The organism is Pandoraea sp. LA3, from assembly GCF_022696215.1.
Lineage (GTDB): Bacteria > Pseudomonadota > Gammaproteobacteria > Burkholderiales > Burkholderiaceae > Pandoraea > Pandoraea capi.
This window is the reverse complement of the sequence record NZ_PTPY01000017.1, coordinates 47,531-60,172: the sequence shown is the minus strand read 5'-3', so window position 1 is coordinate 60,172 and position 12,642 is coordinate 47,531. Positions and strand designations below refer to the sequence as shown.

The 12,642-nt window shown below is 62.9% G+C and carries 13 protein-coding genes; 12 read left to right on the top strand and 1 reads right to left on the bottom strand.

Annotated features, from left to right (window positions below; genetic code table 11):
• Positions 1-20 precede the first annotated feature (20 nt).
• Entirely contained in the window at positions 21-2,003 is a 1,983-nt protein-coding gene (gene acs / locus C5N93_RS02510) for an acetate--CoA ligase (protein ID WP_242558133.1), read from the bottom strand.
• A 300-nt stretch (positions 2,004-2,303) separates the two neighbouring features.
• Between acs and C5N93_RS02505 the strand changes: the two genes are divergently transcribed.
• The 12 genes from C5N93_RS02505 to C5N93_RS02450 all read left to right on the top strand — a co-directional run bounded on the left by C5N93_RS02505 (position 2,304) and on the right by C5N93_RS02450 (position 12,571).
• The gene (locus C5N93_RS02505) at positions 2,304-3,263 is read left to right on the top strand and encodes a DMT family transporter (RefSeq protein WP_277990181.1); all 960 of its coding nucleotides are present in this window, start codon (positions 2,304-2,306) and stop codon (positions 3,261-3,263) included.
• A 193-nt stretch (positions 3,264-3,456) separates the two neighbouring features.
• Positions 3,457-4,017, top strand: coding sequence for a TIGR00645 family protein (locus C5N93_RS02500; protein ID WP_242558132.1), 561 nt, complete (start codon positions 3,457-3,459; stop codon positions 4,015-4,017).
• 41 nt (positions 4,018-4,058) lie between these two features.
• Positions 4,059-5,582, top strand: coding sequence for a fumarate hydratase (locus tag C5N93_RS02495; protein WP_069341402.1), 1,524 nt, complete (start codon positions 4,059-4,061; stop codon positions 5,580-5,582).
• Positions 5,583-5,864: 282 nt separating this feature from the next.
• Positions 5,865-6,344, top strand: a complete 480-nt coding sequence (gene bfr / locus C5N93_RS02490) for a bacterioferritin (protein WP_069341403.1) — start codon at positions 5,865-5,867, stop codon at positions 6,342-6,344.
• Positions 6,345-6,465: 121 nt separating this feature from the next.
• On the top strand, positions 6,466-7,350 hold the full coding sequence (gene murI / locus C5N93_RS02485) for a glutamate racemase (protein WP_242558131.1): 885 nt from the start codon (positions 6,466-6,468) through the stop codon (positions 7,348-7,350).
• Positions 7,351-7,549: 199 nt separating this feature from the next.
• On the top strand, positions 7,550-7,810 hold the full coding sequence (locus C5N93_RS02480; RefSeq protein ID WP_069341404.1) for a (2Fe-2S)-binding protein: 261 nt from the start codon (positions 7,550-7,552) through the stop codon (positions 7,808-7,810).
• A 418-nt stretch (positions 7,811-8,228) separates the two neighbouring features.
• A complete protein-coding gene (locus tag C5N93_RS02475; RefSeq protein ID WP_242558130.1) occupies positions 8,229-8,948 on the top strand; it encodes an energy transducer TonB in 720 nt (239 codons plus the stop codon).
• A 39-nt stretch (positions 8,949-8,987) separates the two neighbouring features.
• Complete coding sequence (locus C5N93_RS02470; protein WP_242558129.1) at positions 8,988-9,728, top strand: MotA/TolQ/ExbB proton channel family protein; 741 nt, start codon at positions 8,988-8,990, stop codon at positions 9,726-9,728.
• 27 nt (positions 9,729-9,755) lie between these two features.
• The gene (locus C5N93_RS02465) at positions 9,756-10,178 is read left to right on the top strand and encodes a biopolymer transporter ExbD (protein ID WP_069341406.1); all 423 of its coding nucleotides are present in this window, start codon (positions 9,756-9,758) and stop codon (positions 10,176-10,178) included.
• Positions 10,179-10,469: 291 nt separating this feature from the next.
• Positions 10,470-11,366, top strand: coding sequence for a pirin family protein (locus C5N93_RS02460; RefSeq protein WP_242558128.1), 897 nt, complete (start codon positions 10,470-10,472; stop codon positions 11,364-11,366).
• A 183-nt stretch (positions 11,367-11,549) separates the two neighbouring features.
• Entirely contained in the window at positions 11,550-11,960 is a 411-nt protein-coding gene (locus C5N93_RS02455) for an OsmC family protein (protein WP_069341408.1), read from the top strand.
• 140 nt (positions 11,961-12,100) lie between these two features.
• Positions 12,101-12,571, top strand: coding sequence for an SRPBCC family protein (locus C5N93_RS02450; protein ID WP_069341409.1), 471 nt, complete (start codon positions 12,101-12,103; stop codon positions 12,569-12,571).
• Positions 12,572-12,642: the final 71 nt, after the last annotated feature.

Genomic DNA, 12,642 nt, shown 5'->3' with positions numbered 1-12,642 from the left:
TTGGGTGTGCAAACCCGCGCTTACTGCGCCTGCTTGAGCTGATCCAGAATGGCCGGGTTCTCGAGCGTCGACGTGTCCTGCGTGATCTCTTCGCCCTTGGCGATCACACGCAGCAAACGACGCATGATCTTGCCCGAACGCGTCTTCGGCAGGTTGTCCCCGAAACGGATGTCCTTCGGCTTGGCGATCGGACCGATTTCCTTGCCCACCCAGTTCCGCAGTTCGAGCGCGAGCTGCTTGGCCTCGTCACCCGTCGGACGCGAACGCTTGAGCACCACGAACGCCACGATGGCCTCGCCCGTCGTGTCGTCCGGACGCCCCACCACCGCAGCTTCCGCCACGATCGGGTTCGCGACCAGCGCCGACTCGATTTCCATCGTGCCCATGCGGTGTCCCGAGACGTTCAGCACATCGTCGATACGGCCCATGATGGTGAAGTAACCGGTCTTCGCATCGCGAATCGACCCGTCACCTGCCAGATAGATCTTGCCGCCCAGCTCCGACGGGAAGTAACTCGTCTTGTAACGCTCCGGATCACCCCAGATCGTCCGAATCATCGACGGCCACGGACGCTTGATCACCAGCATCCCGCCCTGCCCGTTCGGCACGTCCTGGCCCGTCTCGTCGACGATGGCCACCGCCACACCCGGCAGACCCAGCGTGCACGACCCCGGCACCAGCGGCGTGGCACCCGGCAACGGCGTGATCACGTGACCGCCCGTCTCCGTCTGCCACCACGTGTCGACGATGGGGCAACGCCCGCCGCCAACGTTTTCGTAGTACCACATCCACGCTTCCGGATTGATCGGCTCACCGACCGACCCGAGAATCCGCAGCGACGACAGGTCGTACTTTTTGGGATGCACTTCCGGCGTCTGCTCCGCAGCCTTGATCAGCGAACGGATCGCCGTCGGCGCGGTGTAGAACACGGTCACCTTGTGACGGCCGATCATCTCCCAGAAACGCCCGGCGTTCGGGTAGGTCGGCACGCCTTCGAACACCACTTGCGTGGCGCCCACGGCCAGCGGACCGTAGGCGATGTACGTATGGCCCGTGATCCAGCCGATGTCGGCCGTGCACCAGAAAACGTCGTCCGGCTTGATGTCGAAGGTCCACTGCATGGTGAGCGATGCCCACAGCAGATAGCCGCCCGTGCTGTGCTGCACGCCCTTCGGCTTGCCCGTCGACCCCGAGGTATAGAGGATGAAGAGCGGATGTTCCGCGCCCACCCATTCCGGCTCGCACTGATCCGACTGACCGGCGACAAGGTCTTGCAGCACTTCGTCGCGACCGGCCTGCATCGTCACATTGCCGCCCGTGCGACGGTAGACGATCACCGACTTCACATGCTCACAACCGCCCATCGCGAGCGCTTCGTCGACGATGGCTTTGAGCGGCAACGCCTTGCCGCCGCGCATCTGCTCGTCTGCCGTGACGATCGCGACTGCGCCCGCGTCGATCACGCGCTCGTTGAGCGACTTGGCCGAGAAACCACCGAACACGACCGAATGGGTCGCACCGATGCGGGCGCACGCCTGCATCGCGACCACGCCTTCGATCGACATCGGCATGTAGATCACCACGCGATCGCCCTTCTTCACCCCCTTGGCCTTGAGCGCGTTCGCAAAGCGGTTCACGCGCGCCAGCAGGTCGCGGTAGGTGACAGGGGTCACCGTGCCGTCGTCGGCTTCGAAAAGGATGGCGGTTTTGTCGCCCAGGCCCGCTTCGATCTGGCGGTCCAGGCAGTTGTAGGATGCGTTGATCTGACCGTCTTCGAACCACGTATAGAACGGGGCATTGGTCTCGTCGAGGACTTTGGTGAACGGCTTGTGCCAGGCCAGATTCTCACGCGCCTGACGCGCCCAGAATCCCTCGTAATCCTTCTCGGCCTCGGCGCACAGCGCCTCATAGGCTGGCATGCCGGAAATGTTCGCTTTGGCGACCAGCGCCTGTGGCGGCGCGAAAACGCGCTGTTCCTGCAATACCGATTCAATTGCTGCCATGAGTTGTCCCCTCTTATGGATATGCAAATACGATTGCAATCAAGCCAAAACAAATCGCTAACGTCACATTAAGACGAGCGACTTACTAACGCCTTACACTGGTGCATTCGACTCCCGTTCCTTGCGTGCGGGACTCACGCAGATCGCATTGTCGCATTGCAGCAAACTGTGGCGTATTCGCTACAATCCTACGCTCATCACCCCCTTCCCGCCACCCCGGAATCGCCCGGAGCGCCCGTGAATTCGACATCTACGCCACCATCGAGCCGCGACAACGTGACAACGGCAAGCGCCGCCGCCTTGCATCCCAACCGGGTCGACGGCCTCTTTGCCCGCTTCCCGAGTTTCGCCCTCGCCCTGGCGATGACCTTCGTCGGGACCAACGTCGGCATCGGCAAGACGATGGTCGCCGTCATGCCGGTGGCCGCCTTCGCGCTGTGGCGCTTCGTCATCGCCATCGTCGCGCTCGCCCCGCGCTACCGGCCGTCAGCCATGCGACGCGTCACGCGCCGCCAGTGGGGCCACCTCTTCGTGCAGACGTTCTTCGGCACGTTTCTCTTCACGTTACTGATCCTGTCTGGCGTGCGTATGACGACGGCCACCGCCGCCGGCGTCATCACGGCCACGCTGCCCGCCTGCGTCGCGCTGCTGTCGTGGGCCGTGCTGCGCGAACACCCGTCGCGACGCACGCTGCTCAGCATCGCGCTGGCGATTGCCGGCGTGGCGCTGCTCAACGTCTCGCGCGGCGACGGCCATGGCGCAGCCGGCGCCACGGACGCCACTGCCAGCGCATGGCTCGGCAACGCGCTGGTGCTCGGTGCCGTGGTCTGCGAAGCCATCTATGTGATCGTCTCGAAACGGCTTGCCGCGGAACTGCCCGCCATCGACATCTGCGCCTATACGCATCTGATCGGCGGGGCGCTGATGCTGCCTTTCGGGGTCATCGGACTGATGGCTGTGGATTACTCGGCGCTGAGCGTCGGGCACTGGGCGCTCATCGTCTGGTACGGCCTCGCGGCAAGCGTCTTCTCGTTTTTCCTGTGGATGCGCGGGATTCGCCATGTCAGCGCACAGCTCGCCGGGGTCTTTACGGCGATGGTGCCGGTGGCCGCCACCGCTTATGGCGTGATCTTCCTGGGGGAACGGTTGTCCGTCGCCCAAGGCGGGGCACTGGCGCTCACGGTCGCGGGCATTGTGCTCGCGGCGCTTCCCGGCCGCTCCGCCGGCTCGCGAAAGACGCTATTGCCGGTGCGCGACTGAATCGAACGCGGTCGCGCCGCCAAGACGTTGTAAAATGCCGCCCATGCCGGATATCGCGACGCGCTATCCGTGCCCGGGCGCCTCGATGGCGCCCGGCTTGGTGGTTTCGTATTCCGAATTCGATTTGCGTAACTGATAACTACAGCCCGCGTCACGAGGCGCGGGTCAACGTATTCACCCCGTCAAAATAGCCATGTCGACTCCTGGCCGACCGCCTGCTCCGACGCGTCCCATGCGTCCGCTCCCCCGCGTCATCTTCTTCAGCCGCTGGCTGCAACTGCCGCTGTACCTCGGGCTGATCGCCGCGCAAGGCGTCTACGTCTACAAGTTCCTCGTCGAACTGTTCCATCTGGTCACCCACGCAGCAACGTTCGACGAAACGCAGATCATGCTCGTCGTGCTCGGCCTGATCGACGTGGTGATGATCTCGAACCTGCTCATCATGGTGATCATCGGCGGTTACGAGACCTTCGTCTCCCGCCTCGGTGTCGAGGGCCATCCGGACGAACCGGAGTGGCTCGATCACGTGAACGCCGGTGTACTCAAGGTGAAGCTGTCGATGGCGCTCATCAGCATCTCGTCGATTCATCTGCTCAAGACGTTCATCGATGCGTCCCAGCAAACGCCGCACACGATCATGTGGCAAGTGATCATTCACAGTGCCTTCCTGCTTTCCGCCGTCGTCATGGCCTACGTCAACAAGATGACGAACGACAGCCATGCGCCCGCGTACGCGACCCCGCAGCAGCAGTAGTCATTACAAATACCAGTCCCCACTAAGTCGAGAGCCGTTTCATGTCTACCGTCATTAAAGAAGACGACGTCATTCAGAGCGTCGCCGGTGCCCTGCAATACATCAGCTACTACCACCCGGACGATTACATCCAGGCACTGGGTCGCGCCTACGAGGCCGAAGAAAGCCCCGCCGCCCGCGATGCCATCGCCCAGATCCTGACCAACAGCCGCATGTGCGCCGAAGGCCGCCGTCCGCTGTGCCAGGACACCGGGATCGTGACGGTGTTCGTCAAGGTCGGCATGAACGTGCGCTGGGACGCCAAGCGCAGCCTCACCGACATGATCAACGAAGGCGTGCGTCAGGCTTACATGCACCCGGACAACGTGCTGCGCGCCTCGATCGTGGCGCCGCCGGAAGCCGGCCGCAAGAACACGAAGGACAATACGCCTGCCGTCATCCACTACGAAATCGTGGAAGGCGACAAGGTGGACATCACCGTTGCAGCCAAGGGCGGCGGCTCGGAGAACAAGTCGAAGTTCGTGATGCTCAACCCGTCCGACTCGATCGTCGACTGGGTCGTGAAGACGGTGCCGACGATGGGCGCCGGCTGGTGCCCGCCGGGTATGCTCGGCATCGGTATCGGCGGCACGGCCGAAAAGGCGATGGTCCTCGCGAAGGAATCGCTCATGGACCCGATCGACATCCATGACGTGATCAAGCGCGGCCCGCAGAACTGGAACGAAGAGTTGCGTATCGAGCTGTTCGAGAAGGTCAACGCCCTCGGCATCGGCGCGCAAGGCCTCGGCGGCCTGGCCACCGTGCTCGACGTGAAGATCCTCGACTACCCGACGCACGCGGCGTCCAAGCCGGTCGCCATGATCCCGAACTGCGCGGCAACGCGTCACGCCCACTTCACGCTGGACGGCTCGGGCCCCTCGTTCCTCGCCGCGCCGTCGCTCGACGCCTGGCCGAACGTGCACTGGGCGCCGAACACGGAGACGAGCAAGCGCGTCGATCTGGACACGCTCACGCCGGAAGAAGTTGCCAGCTGGAAGCCGGGTCAGACCCTGCTGCTCTCGGGCAAGATGCTCACGGGTCGCGACGCCGCCCACAAGCGCATTGCCGACATGATCGCCAAGGGCGAGCCGCTGCCGGTGGACTTCAAGGGCCGCGCGATTTACTACGTCGGCCCGGTCGATCCGGTGCGCGACGAAGTCGTTGGCCCGGCAGGTCCGACCACGTCCACGCGGATGGACAAGTTCACCGACATGATGCTGTCCAAGACGGGTCTGGCCGTGATGATCGGCAAGTCGGAGCGCGGCCCGGCCGCCATCGAAGCCATCAAGAAGCACAAGGCTGCGTACCTGATGGCCGTAGGCGGCGCCGCTTACCTCGTGTCCAAGGCGATTCGTGCGGCGCGCGTGCTGGCGTTCGACGACCTCGGCATGGAAGCCATCTACGAGTTCGACGTCAAGGACATGCCGGTGACGGTGGCCGTGGATGCAACCGGCGTCTCGGTGCACCAGACCGGACCGAAGGAATGGCAGGCCAAGATCGGCAAGATCCCGGTCGCGGCGGAATAAGTCTCATCGGTATTCGCAGCGCACGCACCTCACGCGCGCATGGGTCGACGGCTTCACGCCATCGGCCCGCGAAGGAAAGCCCGGCCTGGTCCGGGCTTTTTTTCGTGCCGCGAATGTCGAGCCGGCATCGATTCCGCTCGCAAAAATGTCATGCGACAAAGCGAGAATGGATCGCATTACCATTCGCACCTCGGTTCACGAAAAGCCTTGCAGGGCTTGGCTTTCCGAGCTTTTCAGGCTAATCTTCAACCGCTTGCAAATTGCATAAAACAGGGATCCGAAATGAAAGGCGACAAGAAAGTCCTCGAACTCCTCAACGCACAGCTCACCAACGAGCTGACGGCGATCAACCAGTACTTTCTGCACGCCCGCATGTACAACCATTGGGGCCTGACGAAACTCGGCAAGCATGAGTACGACGAGTCCATCGGCGAGATGAAGCACGCCGACAAGCTGATCGAACGTATCTTCATGCTCGACGGCCTGCCGAACCTGCAAGATCTGCATAAGCTCCTCATCGGTGAGAACACCGAAGAGATTCTGCAATGCGATCTGAAGCTCGAATACCTCTCGCAGAAGACCTGCAAGGAAGGCGTGGCGCATTGCGAAAGCGTGAGCGACTTCGTCTCCCGCGAGATCTTCAACGAGATCCTGCACGACACCGAAGAGCACATCGACTGGCTGGAAACGCAGATCGAACTCATCGGCAAGGTCGGCCTCCAGAATTACCAGCAGTCGGGCATGGCGTCGTTCGAAGAATAAGCCCGACACCCCGCAAAACCCAGATAAGAAAAGCGCGCCGCCGCACGGACATCGACTTCGGACGGCAGGCTTTGCGCTAGAATTTCGGGGCCGGCAACTTGCCGGCCCTTTCTCATTTGCCATGCCCTCCAACGCGCCGATTGGCGTTTTCGATTCCGGCCTCGGTGGCCTCTCGGTCTTGCAGGCCGTTCGCGCGCTGCTTCCGCACGAGTCGCTGATCTACGTCGCCGACTCCCGATACGCGCCCTATGGCGAACGCCCCGACGCGTTCATCGAGCAACGCAGCCTCGCGATCGGCCGATGGCTACGCGAGCGCGGCGCCAAGGCATTCGTCGTCGCCTGCAATACGGCCACCGCCCACGGCGTGGCCACCCTGCGCGCCGACGACTCATGGCCGGTGGTCGGCGTCGAGCCGGGCATCAAGCCGGCGGCAGCCGTCTCTCGCAGCGGCGTGATCGGCGTGCTCGCCACGGCCGCCACGCTGCGCAGTGCCCGCTTCGCGGATCTGCTGGCGCGTCACACCGCACAGGGGCAGCGGTTTCTGTGTCAGCCGGGCCATGGGCTGGTCGAGCGTATCGAAGGCGGCGATGTCGATTCGCCCGAGGTCATCGCGCTGCTGGATAAATACATCGCGCCGATGCTCGCGCAAGGCGCGGATACACTGGTGCTCGGCTGTACCCACTACCCGTTCCTGATCCCTGCCATCGAGCGGCATTTCGGCACCGCACTCACGCTCGTCGACACCGGTGCAGCCATCGCCCGCCAGCTTCAACGACGGCTTGAGGTAGACGATCTGGCCGCGCCCCCTGCATCGGGAGACGGCGGCAGTCTTCAGTTGTTCACGACCGCCAACGCGGATGCCCTTCAGACGATGGCGGACCGCCTGATCGTGGATGCGCCACGCGTGCAGACGATCGAAATCGATGCGACAACGGCACTGGCTGCCGGTGAGGTGGCCGATCAGTCGACTCAAGCACCCCAGTCGGCCCCGGTAGTCACGCCCTAGGCCCTGCGTGGGCCACACCCCAACCGGCCCCGCAAGCCCCGTCCCGCCTGGCATTCGCCTCAAACCCTCCCATCATTTCCGCCTGACACGGTTGCCGTATATCCCTGTGCGTGCCATGGGATAGGTCAATGCCGCTTGCAAAAGACGTCGACTTAAATAATAATTATTCTCATTAGTGTTACATTTTGACGTTTTCATCATGATCGTCTGCGTATGTAAATCCGTTTCCGACCGTCAGATCAAGGCTTGCCTCGACGCCGGTGCCACCTCGATGGAAGATCTTCAGATCGATCTCGGCGTTGCGCTGTGCTGCGGCAAGTGCGGTCCATATGTCCAGGAAATGGTGACCGGTGCCACGCCGTGCTGTGGCCGCTCTTGCGGTGGCTGCTGCCAGTCCGTGCGCGTCGAGACGACGACGGAAGTCGTGGTGGTGCGTCAGGAACTCGCGCTGGCGGCTTGATCCGCTTCATCAGTTTCAGCGCTTGCAGTTCGACGACGAGACGTGTGCTCGTCCTGCATGACCGGTTTTGAACGATTTGGAATTTCACCAGCGTGGCAGTCATCCGGATAGCCACGGGGTAATGGAGCCAGCCAGGCGTTCCGCGACATTGCGGCGCCATGCGCCAGCCAGCGACGTTGTCACCCTGGAGGTGTCAGATGGAACTCCTGATTGGCTTTATTTCGACGTTATGTTTGTCGTTTTTCCTGTTTCGAAGGTGAGTTCGAGTACGGTTTCTGACTCACTGCGTTCGCCGACCGCGCCCCATGGCGCGGTTTTCCTTTGATCGTACGTCCGGCCTGTCTCGAACCCAGAGGCTTTGCGCACCGCGCTTCACTCACTGTTCACCGCCGCAATTTAGCGTACCCTAGCCGTTACCATGTCGACCGCCGTGTCCCCCGCCGTGACCTCACCTGGCCTTGCGCTCTCGCAATTCCGCGACCCGCTGACGTCGCCGCGCGCCATCGCGATTGCCGCTGCGATCGTTGTCGTTCACATTGCCGCTCTGGTCGGTCTGTCGCACCTGCGCAACGAGCCTGAAAAGGCAACGATCGAGCCGACGACCTTCACCGCGACGATCATTCCGCTCACGCCCGCCCCCACGCCGCCGCAGCCCGCGCCGCCCAAACCGCAGCCGGAACCGCCCAAGCCGAAGGTCGCGCCGCCGCCGCCCAAGCCGCGCGAGCAACCGAAGAACGCCATCACGCAGAAGGCCGAACCGGTCGCGCCGCCGCAACAGACGACGACCGAACCGGTGCAGCAAGCGGCGCCCACGCCGCCGGCGCCGCCCGCACCGGCCCCGGCGCCCGCGCCGTCCGGCCCGATCGAAGGGCTGGCCGTGAAGTGCGACGAACCGCGTGTGGTCTACCCGACGCAGTCGCGCCGTGTGGGCGAAGAAGGCACCGTCACGTTGCGCCTCGTGATCGACACCCGTGGGGTGGTCTCGAGCGCCAATGTCGTCAAGTCGAGCGGTTTCCCCCGTCTCGATCAGGCAGCGCGCACCGCCGCACTGGCAATGCGCTGTGCCCCCCCGATGCAGAATGGCCGCGCGGTCGAAGCCGCCGCGACCAAACCGTTTAACTTCAATCTGAACGATTAACGTAACGATCTACGAACTGGATCTTCCGAGGAACGAAAAATGCAAGAGTATGGTTTGAGCCACGTCTGGTCGCAGGGCGATTTCGTCACCCGCGCCATCGCGATCGTGTTGCTGGTGATGTCGGTGCTGTCCTGGACGGTCATTATCATCAAGGGCACGCAAGTCTTCCGCCTCTCCCGCTTCACGCGCACGGCCGAACCGGACTTCTGGCACTCGGAGAACTTCTCTGCCGGTCTGCAAAAGCTCGGCGAATCGGGTCAGAACAATCCGTTCCTCGCACTGGCACTCGCCGGTCAGGACGCCGCCGAACATCACCGTCAGAGCCAGCCGCATCTGCACGACAAGATGGACGTGAGCGACTGGATCACGCGCGCGCTGAAGAACTCGGTGGACGATACGGTCTCGCGTCTGCAAAGCGGTCTCGCGATGCTCGCCTCGATCGGTTCGACCTCGCCGTTCGTCGGTCTGTTCGGTACGGTGTGGGGCATTTATCACGCCCTGCTCGCCATCGGCGCCTCGGGTCAGACGACCATCGACAAGGTGGCCGGCCCGGTGGGTGAAGCCCTGATCATGACGGCCTTCGGTCTGTTCGTCGCCATTCCGGCCGTGCTCGGCTTCAACGCCCTGACGCGTGCCAACAAGGGTATCGTCTCGAAGCTCAACCGCTTCGCACACAGCCTGCACGGTTACTTCCTGACGGGCGCCAGCGTGCACTCGACGCAGTTCGCCAACAACGTCACGCCGGTGCGCAACAAGTCCACGTCGGCCAGCGCCAGCTAAGCCGCCGCGCAAGAGAAGGAGTTCGCTATGGCTATGGGTTCATACAGCAGCGACGACGGTGCCGATGACGCGATGATGAGCGAGATCAACATGACGCCGCTCGTCGACGTCATGCTGGTGCTGCTGATCATCTTCATCGTGACGCTGCCGGTGCTCAATCACGCGGTCAAGCTCGACCTGCCGCAGGCGAGCAGCCAGCCGGAAGACACCAAACCTGCCAAGGTCGATCTGTCGATCCAGGCGGACGGCAGTGTCTTCTGGGACAAGCAGCAGATCGACGACGACACGCTCAAGGCGCGTCTGGCACAGGCCGCCGACGCGCAGCCGCAACCGGAACTGCATCTGTTCGCCGACAAGAACGTGCGTTACGAGAGCGTCGCCAAGGTGCTTTCCGAGGCGCAGACGGCAGGTGTCACCAAACTCGGCTTCGTGACCGAGCCGGCCAAGTAAGCCGGTAAATCCACGAATCGCAGAAGCTCGGGCGCGGTGCTGGTCACCGCGCTTTTTTTCGTCCCGCGTTTCTCATCGCTTTGGTTCAGCTTTGGTCCAACTCCTGCGCCTCCTTTCGCTTTCTTCCGTAATCCCCCCGACTTCTCGTCGACTGTTCCATTCCGGTAACAATCCTTCCAGTGTTGCGGGCTACTCCCGGTGCCATTCCCCCCGATATAGTGGGGACATGACAACGGATGCCGACACGCCGCAAGTCCTTGTGCGACGCGCATCCTCACAGGAGATTTCCCCATGAGCACCACCTACGCCCGTCCGGTCGCCCGTGTCTTCACGGCAGCGCAAACGCAGGAAGGCGCCGGTTTCTACGTCAACCGCCCGTTTCCGACGCGCATGATGATGGACTTCGATCCGTTCCTGCTGCTCGACGAGATGGGGCCGATGCAAGTGGCCCCCGGCGACGCCAAGGGCGCCCCCGACCATCCGCACCGCGGCTTCGAGACCGTCACCTATCTGCTCGCCGGTGAAATGGAACATCGTGACTCCCAGGGCCACGCAGGCAAGCTCACCCCGGGCGACGTGCAGTGGATGACGGCCGGTGCCGGCGTGATTCACTCGGAAATGCCCTCGCAGGCGTTTCAGCAACGCGGTGGCGAAATGCACGGCTTCCAGTTGTGGGTGAACCTGCCGAGCACGGACAAGATGATGACGCCGCGCTATCAGGAACTGCCAGCCGCCGAAATTCCGACGGCGACCAGCGACGACGGCAAGGTCTCCGTACGCGTGATCGCCGGTGAGGCGCTGGGCAAGCAGGCCGCCATCGAGACGCATACGCCGATCCTGTATCAGCACTTCACGCTGCAACCGCAGGCGCTGCTGGATCACCCGGTGCCGGCGGACTTCAACGTGTTCGCGTACGTAGTCGAAGGCGAAGGGCATTTCGGGGCTGAAGCCACCGCCGCCAAAGCACATCAGATGGTCGTGTTCGGCAACGAGGGCGAGGGCATCACCGTGCGTAACGACAGCGACACGCCGTTGTCGTTCCTGCTCATCGGCGGCAAGCCGATCGGCGAACCGGTGGCACGCTACGGCCCGTTCGTGATGAACACGGAGAGCGAGATTCGTCAGGCGATCCTCGACTTTCAGGCGGGACGCATGGGACACATCCCGGCCTCCGTCTCCCGGACCTGATCCGCAGGCACGTTCAGGTAACGTCTTCGGGGACGCGCGAGCGGGGGATGACCTGGCTCGCGCCATTCCCGCCGGCCCGGCGAAATTGGGTCACAATGACACTCAAAGCACGCAGAGTACGTTGTGGCCCGGTTTCACCGGGCCGCCTCCATTAAGCCGCCGTCAGGACCTACAGGAGTCACCATGGCCGCAGAAGCGATTGTCACCGCCCACCTGGGCGCTGCCGGATACACCACCCATCTGTCGGACGGCAAGCACGAATGGATCGCCGACGAACCCGAGTCACTCGGTGGCGGCGATCTCGGCCCGGCGCCGTCGGCACTGTTGCTGTCCAGCCTTGGAGCCTGTACATCAATCACGCTGCATATGTACGCACGTCGCAAGGAATGGCCGCTCAAGGACGTGAAAGTGACACTCGCGATGAACCCGGACGGCAAACCGCCTGCCGGGACGACGCAAATCACGCGCAAGATCGAACTGGCCGGGGATTTGTCGGAGGAACAGCGTCAGCGCCTCTTGGAAATCGCCAATGCGTGCCCAATTCACAAGGTGTTGTCGGGCACCGTCGCCATCGAGAGTTCGCTGGTCGAATAGACACCCGACGCCGTGCTGACGGATTGCATGCGGCAGTCCCCGGCACGGCATTGCGCCACGGTGGGAATCATCGCGCTCACGCGTTGAAGTCTCGCCGTCGCGCGACTCGGCGTCATCCAAGGAATCAAGGGGAAATAGTCTTGCAGTACGAACACCTGATCGAGGTCAACGACCTCCTGAACCCGCTGACTCTCGCACTTACGCGCGATCAACTATGGCGTGGCCTCGTGCTGCGCGCCGAACAGCCGGAGGCCTTCGTGCTGGGGCTCGACGAGTGCGTCATGCACGAGCGCACCGAGAACACCCTGAACCGCGAACTGCGTTTCGGTGAGACCGTCGTGCTCGATCGTGTCGTGTTCGACGCCCAGCAGGCGGTGCGCTACGAAACGGCAGCGACCGATGCCCACGCAGGCGGCACCCTTACGATGCGTATCGAAGAGCCCAATCCGACGCATTACTTCGTACGATTTACGTACAGTACGACGTTGCCGGAAGACGCCGCGACCGCAGACACGCGCTACAGCGAGTTTGTGAAATCGGCTTATCGCGAAGCGGACATCGACACCGTCCGCCGTATTCGCGAACTCGCTGAGCAAGGCGCGCTGGGCTGATCCAGCGTTTGAGCGTCATTTGTCGGACGGCCTCATCCCCCGTCCGACAACGTAATTTTAGATAGAAACTA